Source organism: Methylobacterium sp. E-016, from assembly GCF_022829745.1.
GTDB lineage: Bacteria > Pseudomonadota > Alphaproteobacteria > Rhizobiales > Beijerinckiaceae > Methylobacterium.
The window spans coordinates 191,833-205,989 of the sequence record NZ_JAKSYF010000079.1; the positions used below are offsets into that span (position 1 = coordinate 191,833).

The 14,157-nt window shown below is 72.6% G+C and carries 12 protein-coding genes; 10 read left to right on the plus strand and 2 right to left on the minus strand.

From position 1 onward, the window contains the following. Nucleotides 1-246 precede the first annotated feature (246 nt). The 3 genes from gmd to MKK68_RS09905 are packed head-to-tail and all read left to right on the plus strand — an operon-like array spanning nucleotide 247 to nucleotide 3,731. Nucleotides 247-1,230, plus strand: coding sequence for a GDP-mannose 4,6-dehydratase (gmd, locus tag MKK68_RS09895; RefSeq protein ID WP_244030047.1), 984 nt, complete (start codon nucleotides 247-249; stop codon nucleotides 1,228-1,230). A gap of 55 nt (nucleotides 1,231-1,285) precedes the next feature. After that, nucleotides 1,286-2,257, plus strand: a complete 972-nt coding sequence (locus tag MKK68_RS09900; protein WP_244030049.1) for a GDP-mannose 4,6-dehydratase — start codon at nucleotides 1,286-1,288, stop codon at nucleotides 2,255-2,257. A gap of 43 nt (nucleotides 2,258-2,300) precedes the next feature. Continuing rightward, on the plus strand, nucleotides 2,301-3,731 hold the full coding sequence (locus MKK68_RS09905) for a phosphomannomutase (protein ID WP_244030051.1): 1,431 nt from the start codon (nucleotides 2,301-2,303) through the stop codon (nucleotides 3,729-3,731). A 44-nt stretch (nucleotides 3,732-3,775) separates the two neighbouring features. Here MKK68_RS09905 and MKK68_RS09910 read toward each other — a convergent pair whose 3' ends face one another. Then, nucleotides 3,776-4,753, minus strand: a complete 978-nt coding sequence (locus MKK68_RS09910) for a GGDEF domain-containing protein (RefSeq protein ID WP_244030053.1) — start codon at nucleotides 4,751-4,753, stop codon at nucleotides 3,776-3,778. A gap of 255 nt (nucleotides 4,754-5,008) precedes the next feature. Between MKK68_RS09910 and MKK68_RS09915 the strand changes: the two genes are divergently transcribed. From MKK68_RS09915 to MKK68_RS09935, 5 genes are all read left to right on the plus strand, one after another. After that, on the plus strand, nucleotides 5,009-5,512 hold the full coding sequence (locus tag MKK68_RS09915) for a CAP domain-containing protein (protein ID WP_147729617.1): 504 nt from the start codon (nucleotides 5,009-5,011) through the stop codon (nucleotides 5,510-5,512). A 40-nt stretch (nucleotides 5,513-5,552) separates the two neighbouring features. Further along, nucleotides 5,553-6,488, plus strand: a complete 936-nt coding sequence (locus tag MKK68_RS09920) for a TAXI family TRAP transporter solute-binding subunit (RefSeq protein ID WP_147862928.1) — start codon at nucleotides 5,553-5,555, stop codon at nucleotides 6,486-6,488. A gap of 533 nt (nucleotides 6,489-7,021) precedes the next feature. After that, nucleotides 7,022-8,806 (plus strand): glucan ABC transporter ATP-binding protein/ permease, encoded by a 1,785-nt coding sequence (locus MKK68_RS09925; RefSeq protein ID WP_244030054.1) that lies wholly within the window; start codon nucleotides 7,022-7,024, stop codon nucleotides 8,804-8,806. 134 nt (nucleotides 8,807-8,940) lie between these two features. Continuing rightward, nucleotides 8,941-9,147: a type II toxin-antitoxin system RelE family toxin gene (locus tag MKK68_RS09930; RefSeq protein ID WP_244030056.1), complete on the plus strand. Its 207-nt coding sequence runs from the start codon at nucleotides 8,941-8,943 to the stop codon at nucleotides 9,145-9,147. 55 nt (nucleotides 9,148-9,202) lie between these two features. Beyond that, nucleotides 9,203-9,568, plus strand: a complete 366-nt coding sequence (locus MKK68_RS09935) for a helix-turn-helix domain-containing protein (protein WP_147728372.1) — start codon at nucleotides 9,203-9,205, stop codon at nucleotides 9,566-9,568. 134 nt (nucleotides 9,569-9,702) lie between these two features. Here the strand turns inward: MKK68_RS09935 and MKK68_RS09940 are convergent, their stop codons facing one another. Continuing rightward, nucleotides 9,703-10,587, minus strand: coding sequence for a YihY/virulence factor BrkB family protein (locus MKK68_RS09940; RefSeq protein WP_147844290.1), 885 nt, complete (start codon nucleotides 10,585-10,587; stop codon nucleotides 9,703-9,705). 455 nt (nucleotides 10,588-11,042) lie between these two features. Between MKK68_RS09940 and MKK68_RS09945 the strand changes: the two genes are divergently transcribed. Together MKK68_RS09945 and MKK68_RS09950 are read left to right on the plus strand one after the other, a co-directional pair. Further along, entirely contained in the window at nucleotides 11,043-11,921 is an 879-nt protein-coding gene (locus MKK68_RS09945; RefSeq protein ID WP_147860325.1) for a DMT family transporter, read from the plus strand. Nucleotides 11,922-12,116: 195 nt separating this feature from the next. Continuing rightward, nucleotides 12,117-13,799, plus strand: coding sequence for an acyl-CoA dehydrogenase family protein (locus tag MKK68_RS09950; protein ID WP_147729428.1), 1,683 nt, complete (start codon nucleotides 12,117-12,119; stop codon nucleotides 13,797-13,799). Nucleotides 13,800-14,157: the final 358 nt, after the last annotated feature.

Consider the following 14,157-nt stretch of genomic DNA (forward strand, 5'->3'; position numbering starts at 1 on the left):
GGCCAAACCTTCCGCATCGTTCGCGAGAGGGCGGGATGATTCGCGCAGGCGGCGGACGCGCGACGCCGCGGGCGACGCGACGGCCGCCGAGGGCCCGGACCCGCACGCCGCCCGCGGATCGGCCACGGATGTCGGGCCGTTCACGCGTTGAAGGCCCGGGTGCCGGCGGATATGCAGTCGCGAATCGCGGCGGCCTCTCGCTCATCGACCGACGGAATGTCACGTTCAGAGGGAGAGGCTTCGCAGATGAGCACCAAGACGGCACTGATCACCGGCATCACCGGGCAGGACGGGGCGTATCTCGCGCAGCTGCTGCTGTCGAAGGGCTACGCGGTGCACGGGGTGGTGCGGCGCTCGAGCCATGCCGGGGTGTTCGACCACCGGCTGAAGTGGCTCGGGATCGAGAACGACGTGGAGCTCCACGACGGCAACCTGCTCGACCTGTCGAGCCTGGCCCGCATCGTTCAAGCCGTGCAGCCGGACGAGGTCTACAATCTGGCCGCGCAGTCGTTCGTCACCGCCTCGTGGCAGCAGCCGCTGCTGACCGGGCAGATCACGGGCTTGGGCGCGGTCAACCTGCTCGAATGCGTGCGCACCCTCAAGCCCGACGCGCGCTACTACCAGGCCTCGTCGTCGGAGATGTTCGGCCTGATCCAGGAGCAGGTGCAGAGCGAGGCGACGCCGTTCTACCCGCGCTCGCCCTACGGCGTCGCCAAGCTCTACGCGCACTGGATGACGGTCAACTACCGCGAGAGCTTCGCCCTGCACGCCTCGAACGGGATCCTGTTCAACCACGAGAGCCCGCTGCGCGGGGTCGAGTTCGTTACCCGCAAGGTCACCGACGGGGTCGCGCGGATCAAGCTCGGGTTGGCGAAGGAGCTGCGGCTGGGCAATATCGACGCCAAGCGCGACTGGGGCCACGCCAAGGACTACACAAGGGCGATGTGGATGATGCTGCAGCAGGACAAGCCCGACGACTTCGTGATCGCCACCGGCCGCACCACCACGGTGCGCGACATGTGCGCGCTCGCCTTCGCGCATGTGAATCTCGTCATCGACGACCACCTCGTCATCGACGAGAAGCTGTACCGGCCGGCCGAGGTCGAGGTGCTGCTGGGCAACCCGGCCAAGGCCGAGGCCGCCTTCGGCTGGAAGGCCGAGATCTCGCTCGAGGCGATGATCCAGGAAATGGTCGAGGCCGACCTGAAGCGCCTGGGCGGGCGCACGTGACCGGCCTGCGCCGCAGCGCGACGGCCCCGGCCCGCGTGCGGAGCCGCGTGCGCCCGTGAAGCGCATCCTGGTCACGGGGGCGGCCGGCTTCGTCGGGCGACACGCGCTGGCGGCGCTGTCGGCCGGCACCGGGGCCGCGGACCGGATCCTCGGCATCGGCCGCGGCCGCCCGGCCGTCCTGCCGGAGCGGGCCGCCTACGAGACGGTCGACCTGCTGGACGAGGCGGCGCTGCACGCCAGCGTCGCCGCGTTCCGCCCGACCGACGTGCTGCACCTGGCCGCGATGGCCTCGGTGCAGCAATCGGCGGATGCGCCGGGGGAGACCTGGCGGGTCAACCTCGTCGGGCTCCTGAACCTCGCCGAGGCGGTGGCGCGATCCGCCCCCGGCGCGGGCTTCCTGTTCGTCAGCTCGGGCGAGGTCTACGGCCGGGCGTTCCTGGCCGGCCGTCCGCTGACCGAGGCGGCGGTGCCCGATCCGCAGGGGCCGTATGCCCGCTCGAAGTGGTTCGGCGAGACGATCCTGCGCGACCTGCTGGCCAAGGCGGAGGTGCGGCTGGTGATCCTGCGGCCGTTCAACCAGATCGGGGCCGGCCAGGACGAGCGCTTCGTGGTGCCGTCCTTCGCCGGCCAGATCGCGCGGATCGAGGCCGGGCTGGTGGCGCCGGTGCTGGCGGTGGGCAACCTCGCGGCCGAGCGCGACTTCCTGCCGGTCGGCGACGTGGTGCGGGCCTATGTCGATCTGATCGGGCGCGGCCTGGACATCGCGGACGGGTCGGTGTTCAACGTCGCCTCGGGGCGGCCGCGCAGCATCGCCAGCGTGGTGGACGACCTGCGCCGGCACGCGCGGGTGCCGTTCGAGGTCCGGGTCGCACCGGACCGGATGCGCCCGTCGGAGATCCCGGTGGCGGCCGGCGACGCGACGCGGCTCACGGAGGCCACCGGCTGGACGCCCAAGGCCGACTGGGACGCGGCGCTCGCCGACGTGCTCGAGCATGCCAGGGCGACGCTGGGCCGATCCGCGCGGTAAGAGAATTTCGTCGACGATCGGTGAGAGGCGTGGAGAGGCCGTCGTGAGCAGCCTGAAGTTCGGGACGAGCGGCCTGCGCGGCCTGGTGACGGACCTCGTCGGGTGGCCGAGCTACGCCTATGCCGAGGCGTTCTTCCGCTCCGTCGGCGCGGCGTGCTGCCCGGGCCGCACCGTGGTGATCGGGCGCGACCTGCGCGACAGCAGCGCCGGCATCGCCGCCACCGTCGCCACCGCCGCCGCCGCGGCGGGCTTCGCGGCGATCGATTGCGGCGCGCTTCCGACGCCGGCGCTGGCGCTCGAGGCGATGCGGCGCGGGGCCTGCGCCGTGATGGTCACCGGCAGCCACATCCCGCAGGACCGCAACGGCCTGAAGTTCTACCGGCCCGACGGCGAGATCACCAAGGCCGACGAGGTCGCGATCCTCGCCGCCCTCGGCGACGTCGCCGCGGCCGGGACCATGGCGGCCCCCGTCGCCGCGACGCCGGACCCGGACGTGATCGACCGCTACCGGCGCCGCTACGGCGACGTCTTCCCGCCCGACACCCTGAGCGGGATCCGCGTCGCCGCCTACCAGCAGAGCTCGGTCGCCCGCGACCTGCTCACCGACCTGCTGGCGGCGTTCGGCGCCGAGGTCACGCCGATCGGCCGCTCGGAGACCTTCGTCCCGATCGACACCGAGGCCCACCGCCCGGAGGACGTCGCCTTCATCGCCGAGGTCATGGCCTCGGGCGACTTCGACGCCCTGGTCACCACCGACGGCGACGCCGACCGGCCGCTGGTCGCGGACGCCGCCGGCGGGATCGTGCGCGGCGACGTGCTCGGCCTGATCACCGCGCGCCATCTCGGCGTCGACGCGGTGGTGGTGCCCGTCACCGCCGGCTCGGCGATCGAGCAGGCCGGCGGGTTCGGGCAGGTGATGCGCACCCGCGTCGGCTCGCCCTTCGTCATCGCCGGCATGGAGCAGGCGCGGCGGGCGGGGGCGAAGGCGGTCGCCGGCTTCGAGGCGAACGGCGGCTTCCTGCTCGGCTCCGACGTCGCGGTCGGCGACAAGGTCCTGCCCGCCCTGCCGACGCGCGACGCGATGCTGCCCATCCTGGCGACGCTGGCCGCATCCCGGCAGGCGGGGCTGGCGCTGGCCGACCTCGTGGCCTCGCTGAACGTCGGCGAGATGGCGAGCGACCGGCTGCCCGACACGCCGGCCGAGCGCAGCGGCGCCCTCCTGCAAAGCCTCGGCGACGCGTCGTTCCGCCGGACCTTCCTGCAGCCGGTCGGCACCCCGGAGGCGGTCGACGCGCAGGATGGGATCCGGATCGCGCTCGACGGCGGCCGCACGATCCACTTCCGCGCCTCGGGCAACGCCCCCGAGCTGCGGTGCTACACCGAGGCGCCGACCGCCGCGGAAGCCAAGGACCTCCTCGCCTGGGGGCTCGACGCGGCGGCGGCGGCGATGGCGGCGGGAGCCGGACGCGCGTAGCCGTCGCCCACCCCCCCGGGACTCGAGGGCGCGATGCCGGCCGGTCAGGCGAAGCGGATCGATGCGCCGTGCGTGCGGAAGGTGTTCCGCCCGGCGCGCTTGGCGGCGTAGAGCGCCGCGTCGGCGCGGGCGAAGGCATCCGCCGGCCCGCCGCCCGCGACGGCGGCGATGCCGACCGAGGCGCCGACCCGGATCGTGACGCCGCCGACCTGCATCGGGCGGCCCATCGCATGGACGATCCACCCCGCCAGGGCTTCGGCGCCGCGCGCGCTGCCGTGGCCGCCGAGCAGGATGGCGAATTCGTCGCCGCCGATCCGCGCCACGAGGTCGGCCCGGCGGCAGAGCCCGGCGATGCGGTCGGCCGCCTCCCGGAGGCAGGCATCGCCCGCCGCATGCCCGAAGCCGTCGTTGACCGCCTTGAAGCCGTCGAGGTCGACGAGAACGAGCAGGCCCGCGCCTTGCCGGCACAGGAACGCGAGCCGGTCCTCGAAGCACATCCGGTTGGCGAGGCCCGTCATCCCGTCGAGATCGGCCCGTCGGCGCGCCGCCTCGGCGGCCAGCCTCTCGTCGGTGATGTCCTGCTTGATCCCGAACAGCCGCACCGCGACGCCCGCGTGCGCCTCCACCGTGGCGGTCAGGCGGATCCAGCGGAGTTGCCCGGCGGCGGTGCGGATCTCGGTGTCGAGGCGGAAGCCGGTCCGCTCGGCGATCGCTCGCGAGCGGGCCGCCTCGAGGGCGCGGCGCGAGGCCTCCGGGTAGTGCTCGAGGGCGCGCCCGCGCGACAGGGCCGTCCCGCGCGGGATGCCGAACAAGTCGTAGACGCCGGAGGACCAGTCGATCGCCTCGTCGCGCAGGCGGCATTCCCACACCCCGATCCCGGCCGCGGCCGCGGCCCGGTCGAAGGTGCGCTGGCGCTCGGCCAGCCGCTCGGCGTCCCGGCGAATCAGGCGCAATTGCGCCTCGGCCGAGCGGATCGTCGCCGACGCCGCGGCGACGTCGGGGTGGATGGGCGGTCCGGTCATGCGGCGGGCGACGTCGCACCGACGAAGCCGCCCCGTAGGTTCGCCTCGATAATTCCCACGCGATTCCCGACCCGGACCGGAGCGCGCCGGGACGGCCCGGCATCGACGGCTCCATTCGGTACAGCTTAAGCGCGAGCCGGTGAAGGGTTCGTCAATCCTGATGCGCGTCGCCGCTGCACGGCGCCCCCGGGCACCCTATATGTCGCGGCGGTGGCCCGATCGACGCGGGCCGATGGCGAGCGGCGGATCGGACACGTGGGCAGCATCGGACGATACGGCGCGGGCGCCCTGCTGCTCGCCGGCGCGGCGCTGCTGGCCGGGTGCGCCACCGACACGCAGACCACCGCGGCGCTGCCGAGCCTCTACCTGCCCCTGTCGAACAACGCGGCCCACGTCGACACCGAAGCCGCGCGCGACATGATCTCGGCCTATCGCCGCGGTCGCGGCGAGGCGGCGCTCGCCCTCGACCCCGAGCTCCAGAAGCTCGCCGAGGCCGAGGCGGCGTCGATGGCGCTCGCCGACCGGCCGAGCAAGGCGCAGACCGTGAAGGGCGCCGTCGAGCGGCTCGGCTTCGCGTCGGCCAACGCCAACCTGTCGGCCGGCTACCACACCCTCGCCGAGGCCTTCTCCGGCTGGCGCGACAGCCCGCCCCACAACGCCGTGATGCTCGATCCGAAGGCCGCCCGCATGGGCATCGCCACCGCCTACGCGCCCGGATCGAAGTACAAGGTCTACTGGGCGCTGCTGACCGCGAAATGACGGCCGAGCGACGGCCCCGGCGCGGAGGCGGACACGTGCGATGCGGGTGAAGCCTGTTCTGGTCGCTCTCTGCCTGATGCTCGCCTCGTCCGCGCGGGCCGAGCCGCTTCGCCTCGTCCTCGGCACCGCCACCCCGGGCGGCGGCTTTCCGGCCTACGGCGCAGCGCTGGCGGCCTCGGTCCGCGCGGTCGACCCCGACCTGACCCTGGAGACCCGCGCCACCGGCGGCTCGGCCGAGAACGTCCGGCTGCTGCGCGAGGGCGCCCTCGACCTCGCGCTGGTGCAGGGCGAGTTCGCCTACGACGCGCTGGCGGCGGGTGACGGCCCGCGGCTCACCGCGGTCGCGCCGATGTACGCCACGCCCGGCCTGCTCGTGGTCGCGGCGGCGAGCCCGGTCCGTACCCTCGCCGACCTCGCCGGCAAGCCCGTCGCGCTCGGCACCCGGAATTCCGGGCTGACGGTGATGGGCCGCGCGGTGCTCGCCGCCTCCGGCCTCGACCCGGAGCGCGACATCGTCCCGATCCTCCTGGAGCATGCCGGCGACGGCCCGGCCATGGTCGCCGACGGGCGCGCAGCCGCGCTCTGGGGCGGCGGCATCGGCTGGCCGGGTTTCGCGGCGGTCGCGGCGATGCCCGGCGGCGCCCGCTTCGTCGGCCCGTCGCCGCAGGCGATCGACCGGGCGCTCGCCGCGCGGCCCTCGCTGCGCCGCATGACCGTGCCGGCCGGCAGCTTCCGCGGGCAGGATTCGGCGATCGAGACCGTGGGCTCGTGGAGCCTCGTCCTCGCCCGGCCGGGCCTCGACCCCGAGGCGGCCCACCGCCTGGTCGCGGCGATCGGACGGGCCGGCGCCGGGCTGGCCGGGCGCCTGCCGCAGGGACGCGACAGCGATCCCGCGAACCTCGCCGCCACGGTGCCGGCGGGGAGCCTCAACCCCGGGACGGCGCGGTACCTGCGCGAGATCGGCGCGGCGCGCTGAGCCGCCGGCCCGGGGCAGGTCCCCGTCGGCGCATCCTCGATCGGGCTCGATCCCCGTGATCCGCGATGCGGTCGGGCATCCGGCGCAGCGTCGGCGCGCGAGGTTCCGGCCGGCGCCGTCGGCGCCCGATCATGTGGCCCGGGGGCCTGTGGCGCGGCCGGCCCGAACGTCGCGGTCGCGAGATCCCCGTGCACGACGCGCGATGCGAGAAATTCGCGCGCCTGCGCGCATCGCGCGCTTGTGGAGCCCTCGGGGACGAGGTTAGGAAATCTTGCTGAACGAACCGTAAAGGCCTCCCCGCAGCGCGGCGGATCCGTCAGGCGCCGTTCAGCCAGCCCCTGGCATAAGTCCCGTCGCGCCAAGCGTTTGGGAGCCCGGTGCTCGGGACTCCCGAATTCACCGTTCCGGCGATCGGACGGAGCGCGACGGAAGAAGGAAGACCCGGACCGCAGCCGCGGACCGGGTTCGAGGGGGAAGAGCGCGCTGGGCCCGGACAACACGGGGCGCGCCTGAGGTCGGTGTTCGGAGCTGACATGTCGCTGTTTCGTCTGTACGCGCGCGTTCTGAGCCTTCTGGGCAACGACAAGCGGCTCGCCATCGGCCTCGGGTTCGCCAACGTCGCGCTGGCGGTGGCGGCCTTCGCCGAACCCCTGATCATGGGCCGCATCATCGACGGGCTGACCCACCTCAAGCGCGGCGGCAACGGCCTGCAGACCATGCTGCCGCTGATCGCGGCCTGGGTCGCGTTCGGCTTCTTCACCATCGCGGCAGGCGTCTCCATTGCGCTCCACGCCGACCGGCTAGCCCACCGCAATCGCCTCTCCACCATGGCGAACTACTTCGAGCACGTCCTCGACCTGCCGCTCGCCTTCCACTCGGCGAACCATTCCGGCCGCGTGCTGAAGGCGATGCTGGAGGGCACCAACGGCATGTCGGCCCTGTGGCTCGGCTTCTTCCGCGACCACTTCGCGGCCCTGGTCTCGCTCGGCGTGCTGCTGCCGATGACGCTGTTCGTGAACTGGCAGCTCGGCTCGATCCTGCTCGTGCTGGTGCTGGTCTTCACCGCGCTGACCACCTTCGTCATGCGCCGCACCGAGACGCTGCAGGGCGAGGTCGAGTTCTACAATTCGGGCCTGGCCGCGCACGCCTCCGACGCGCTCGGCAACGTCGCCGTGATCCAGTCCTTCACCCGCGCCAAGGCCGAGAAGGACGCGATGCGCGACATCATCGGCAACCTGCTCGCCGCGCAGATCCCGGTGCTGTCGTGGTGGGCGCTGGCCAACGTCGCGACCCGCGCGTCGGCCACCATCACCATGACCGCGGTGTTCGTCACCGGCATCATGCTCTACCAGGCCGGCCAGACCTCGGTCGGCGAGGTCGTCGCCTTCATGAGCCTCGCCACCGCCCTGGTGACGCGCCTCGACCACGTGGTCGGCTTCGTCAACGGCCTGTTCCAGCAGGCGCCGAAGATCGCCGAGTTCTTCACGATCTTCGACACGGTGCCGGCCGTCCGCGACCGCTCGCACGCCGTCCAGGTCGCCCGCTTCGCCGGCGAGGTCGAGTTCGAGGGCGTCGGGTTCTCCTACGACGGCCGCCGCAAGGCGCTCGACGGGGTGTCGTTCGCGGCCCGCGCCGGCGAGACCATCGCGCTCGTCGGCACCACCGGCTCGGGCAAGTCGACGACGCTGGGCCTGCTGCACCGCAGCTTCGACCCGGGCGCCGGCGCGATCCGCATCGACGGGATGGACATCCGCGACGTCGCGGTGTCGTCGCTGCGCCACAACATCGGCGTGGTGTTCCAGGAGCCGATGCTGTTCGCCCGCTCGATCCGCGAGAACCTCCAGGTCGGCCGCCCGGACGCCACCGATGCCGAGATGCTCGACGCCCTGGAGCGCGCCCAGGCCTCCGCCTTCATGGCGCGCCAGCCCGACGGCCTCGACACGGTGATCGGCGAGCGCGGCCGCTCGCTCTCGGGCGGCGAGCGCCAGCGCCTCTCGATCGCCCGGGCGATCCTGAAGAACCCGCCGATCCTGATCCTCGACGAGGCGACGAGCGCGCTCGACGCCGCCACCGAGCGCCGCCTGCAGGGCGCGCTGGAAGCCGTGATGGAAGGCCGCACCACCTTCGTCATCGCCCACCGCCTCGCGACGATCCGCAACGCCGACCGCATCCTGGTCTTCCACGAGGGCCGCATCGTCGAGAGCGGCACCTTCGACGGCCTGGTCGCGCAGAACGGCCGCTTCGCCGAGCTCGCCCGGGCGCAGTTCATGGCCGCCGAGGCGGACGAGGGCGAAGCGGTGCTGGCTCTGGCGGCCTGAGGTCGAGCCGAACCACCGGGACCGCGCTTCCGCGCGCGCGGTCCCGGACTTCGAGCGCCGATATAGCGATATGATATAGGTAGACCTTGAAGCGAATTGCCTACGGCAAGGCCGCCCTCAAGACCCTGAGCCGCATGCCGACCAACGTGTCGGCGATGATTCGTTCGAAGCTCACGCAGTACGCAGCCGACCCGGCAGCGCAGGCCCACAACGTGACGCGCCCGAAGAACATGGACAGCGCCTGCCGGCTCCGGGTGGGCGACTGGCGGGTCCTGTTCACCGAAGACGGCGAGATCGTCGCGATCATCAAGGTGACGCCCCGGGGAAGCGCCCACGATTGAGCGGTCGATCCCGACGATTCCCGCGCCATCGCGCCCGACCGAAGAGGACGTTGCCATGAACGCGCATCGCTTCACGACACCGGCCGGCGAGCGACTCGTGATCCTGAGCGAGGCCGACTACACCGCGCTGACCCAGGCCGCGGAGGACGCGGCCGACCAGGCCGCCGTCGCGCAGTTCCGCCTGAAGTTTGAGACCGGCGAGGAGGAGCTGATCCCCGCCGAGGTCGTGGACCGGCTGCTCGGCGGCGACAACCGCATCCGGGTCTGGCGCGAGCATCGCGGGCTCACAATGGCGGCGCAAGCCGGCATCGCCCAACCGTTCCTCTCGCAGATCGAGACCGGCAAGCGCGACGGCACCGTGGAGACCCTTCGGAGGATCGCGGACGCCCTCGCGGTCACGCTCGACGACCTCGTCGGCTGACGCCGGCGCGAGCGGCCAAAAGAAAACGGCCCGCCTCCCGTTTCGGGGAAGCTGGCCGGATGAGGTTTCGGATCACATGGAGTCCTGGGGCCAACAGCCCGAGGCGGACTCGGTTCCCGGCAAAGCGTCTCGTCCTAGGCAACCGGCGGACGCGCCTGGCGCGCGTGCATCCGCGCCCGCAGCCGGCTGCGCTTGGCCGCGATCACGGTGCCGTTGATCTCGCCGCCGAACAGGAACATCGCCGCGAGCCAGTACAGGAACACCAGGAACACCATCGCGGTGGCGAGGCCGCCGTAGGTCGAGGCGTAGGCGTTCGAGAAGCGGTCGAGGTAGAACCCGAAGCCGAGCCCGGCGAAGAACCACAGCAGCAGCGTCACGCCGATGCCCGGCAGCACCGCCAGGAACGAGCGCCGGCCGGCGGCGACGAACTTGTGGGCGATGATCAGCACCGCGGCGAGCAGCAGCGCGGTGATGCCGATCCGGGCGATCGCGACGGTGAGGCCCAGGGGCTCGAGCCCCGGCGCGACGAGAACGACGTTGCGCCAGATCAGCGGGCCGAGCACCACCAGCAGCGCGAAGGCCAGCATCGCGCAGGCGCCGCAGACGACGTAGCCGATCGATTCGAGCCGGGTCAGCCACCACGGCCGCATCTCGCGCAGGCCGTAGGCGCGGTTCAAGCCCACCCGCAGGCTCTCGACGCCGGAGGACGAGAAGTACAGCGCCAGCAGCGCGCCGACCGTCAGCACCCCGCCGCGCTGCTCGGTGAGCACCCGGTGGACCTCGCCGACGATCGGCTTGGCGACCTCCCGCGGCCACGCGTCGAAGATTAGCAGGCCGGCCTCGTCGGCCAGGGACTTGGTGCCGAGCAGCCCCGCGAGCGCCGCGAGCAGGATCAGGAACGGGAACAGCGAGGTCAGGATCGACAGCGCGATGTGGCTCGCGATCGCCCAGCCGTCATGGGAGACGAAGCGCTGCGCGGCGATGCCCGCGACCTCGAGGGCGGTGCGGAGGGGTTTCATGCCGCCCTCCCCGCTCCCCGCACGCGGGGAGAGGGCTTTGCCGACCACGTCGTCGGCAAAGCGAGGCGGCAGCCGATGGTGAGGGGGCGTCGACGGAGGAGGCTCTTTCGGGGCCGCCCCCTCACCGCCGCTCCGGCTTCGCCTGCGCTTCCCGCACGGACGACGAGGTCCGTGCGGGCCTCTCCCCGCGTGCGGGGCGAGGTGATGCGCGGTGATCGCCGAGATCCTTCCGTCAAAGCGTGTGTCACGTGCGGCGATGCTACCCGATGGAGGATGCGTTTTTTGGGATACGTGATCGCGTTCCCGTCCCCGTCAACGCGTCGAGGGCCGGGGGGCGGCGTTCGGTGCCGGGGTGAAGCCTTCGGGCAACGGCGGGGCGCCCCCTGTCCCGGGGCGGGGGCGCCCCGGCTTTTTCGGTTGTCAGCGCGGACGGCGCGTGCTGCCTGCGCGGCACCATGCCCGCCCTCCTCGCAAACGTCCTGATCCCGAGCCTGTTCGTCCTGATCTGGGCGACCGGCTTTATCGCGGCCCGGTTCGTGGCTCCCCATGCCCAGCCTCTGCCCTTCGTGGCGTTGCGGGTGATCGGCGTGGCCCTGGTGCTCGGCGCGATCGCCCTCGCGCTTCGCGCCCGCTGGCCGCGGACCCGCGCGGGATGGCGCGACGCGATGGTCGCGGGCGTGCTGATGCAGGGCTGCTACATCGTCGGCGTGTTCTGGGCGATCCATCGCGGCCTGCCCGCGGGAATCGCGGCCCTCGTCGGCAGCCTGCAGCCGCTGGCGACGGCGATGCTGGCCGGGCCGGTGCTCGGCGAGGCGGTGAGCCTGCGCCGCTGGTGCGGAATCGGGCTCGGCTTCCTCGGGGCCGGGCTCGTGCTCGCCCCGAAGATCGGCGCCGCCGACCCGGCCGGCATCCCGCCGGTCGCGCTCGCCGCCTGCGCCGGCGCGGTCGCCGCGATCACCCTGGGCACGCTCTGGCAGAAGCGCACCGGCGCCGACGCCGACCTGCTGGCCACCGCGACCCTGCAGTTCGTCGGCGCCTGCGGCGTCGCGGTGCCGCTGGCGCTGCTGTCGGGCGACGGCCTCGCCGTGCCGCCGCTGCTGCCGGTCTGGCTCGGGATGGCATGGTCGGTGCTGGTCAGCTCCGTCGCCGGGATCCTGCTGCTGCTCGTGCTGATCCGGCGCGGCGCGGTGGCCGGCGTCTCGGCGCTGCTGTTCCTGGTGCCGCCGGTCTCGGCGACCATGGCCTACCTGATGTTCGGCGAGGCGCTGACCGGGCTCCAGGTCGCCGGCATGGCGGTGGCCGCGATCGGCGTCGCGGTGGCGAACCGGGGCTAGGCGAGAGGGCGCGGCGACGGCACCCGCCACGGCGCGCCGGTTTCGCCAACCGGTTGCGGCGTTGAGGAAAATTGCACGCGACTGGATAGAAAATTCAAGACGAATTGCGGCTCCGAGCCTCAAGAATTTGCTACGTCCCGGTGGATCGGGCCTATATTGCTCGCAACCGGAAACGTTCAGACGAAAGTGCCAGCCATGTCCGCTTCGCCCGCCTTCCAGCCTGAGCCGCAGGATCTCGTCGCCCTCACGCAGGCCGCCGGCGAATCCGCGAAACGTCTCGTCGCCGAGGCGACCCGCCGGGTCCGCACCCGCGTGCTGGGCACGGACGGCAAGGTCGACGCCGCCAAGCTGGAGGCCGAGCAGCACGCCGCCCACGGCCTCGCCTGGATCGCCACCTACGGCGAGGCGGTGCGCGAGCTCGGCACCTACGCCGCCAACCTGCGCGCGGCCGGCCGCCTCGGCGAGACCGAGACGCTGCTCGTGAAGATCGGCGCGGGCGAGTACCTCGAGCAGATGGTCTCGGGCATCCCGATGAGCCAGGGCGAGATGGTGCGCCCGGTCGGCTCGCTCGGGCTCACCGCCCGCGAGGTGCAGCAGTTCCGCACCGACGCGGTCGAGGCGCTGATCGCCGACGGCAACACCCCGGAGAACCGCGCCGCCCTGGTCCAGAAGATCCGCGACGGCGTGGCGTCGGCCACCGTCGGCGATTCCGGCCTCGACGAGGACATGGAGGCGATCCGCTCCGAGATGCGCCGTTTCGGCAAGGCCGAGGTGGTGTCCCAGGCGCACGAGTGGCACCTCAAGAACGACTACATCCCGATGGAGATCGTCACCAAGATGGCCGAGCTCGGCGTCTTCGGCCTGACGATCCCGGAGGAATACGGCGGCATGGGCCTGCCGAAGATCTCGATGTGCGTCGTCTCCGAGGAGCTGTCGCGCGCCTATATCGGCGTCGGCTCCCTCGGCACCCGCTCGGAGATCGCCGCCGAGCTGATCCTGTGCGGCGGCACCGAGGAGCAGAAGCAGCGCTTCCTGCCCAAGATCGCCTCGGGCGACATCCTGCCGACGGCCGTGTTCACCGAGCCGAACACCGGCTCGGACCTCGCCTCGCTGCGCACCAAGGCGGTGAAGGACGGCGAGACCTGGAAGATCTCCGGCAACAAGACCTGGATCACCCATCCCGTCCGCGCCGACATCATGACGGTGCTGGTCCGCACCAAGCCCGAGGAGAAGGGCCACCGCGGCCTGTCGATGCTGATCGCCGAGAAGCCCCGCGGCACCGACGCGGAGCCGTTCCCGGTCCAGGGCCTCACCGGCGGCGAGATCCACGTGCTCGGCTACCGCGGCATGAAGGAGTACGAGCTCGCCTTCGAGAACTTCGAGGTGCCGGGCAACAACCTCCTCGGCGAGGTCGAGGGCAAGGGCTTCGCCCAACTGATGCAGACCTTCGAGTCGGCCCGCATCCAGACCGCGGCCCGCGCCATCGGCGTCGCCCAGTCGGCCCTCGACCTCGGCCTTCGCTACGCCGAGGAGCGGATGCAGTTCGGAAAAGCCCTGATCAGCTTCCCGCGGGTCGCCGACAAGCTTGCGATGATGGCGGTGGAGATCAACATCGCCCGCCAGCTCACCTACTTCTCGGCCCGCGAGAAGGACGAGGGCAAGCGCTGCGACCTCGAGGCCGGCATGGCGAAGCTCCTCGGCGCCCGCGTCGCCTGGGCGGCGGCCGACAACGCCCTGCAGATCCACGGCGGCAACGGCTTCGCGCTCGAGTACGCCGTCAGCCGCGTGCTCTGCGACGCCCGCATCCTCTCGATCTTCGAGGGCGCGGCCGAGATCCAGGCCCAGGTCATCGCCCGCCGCCTGCTCGAGGCGGCGTGAGACGACGCCCGGGCCGGGAGACGGCCCGGGCACCGCTCGGATCTTCCCGCCCCCCCAAAATCGGGCCCGCCCGAACCGGGGGCACGCGGAATCGGGCACGCAAGCGATGCGGATTCCGGGCAAGCCCGTGATCCGTCGAGGGGAGGGACGCGTGGACGCGTCCGCTCCGAAACGGCCCCGGCCGGACAGCGGCCACGCCCGCAATCCGGATCAGGGGTGCAGCCTCGGCTTACCGCGGCGCCGGCTCCGGCGGGCGCCGCGCATCCTCACCGGTGCCGGGGGCGGCCACGGCCTTCGTCTTCCGGTCCCCGCGGTTTCGCGGCTGACGGAACCGGTCGTCGCCCGGCGACGGACGGCG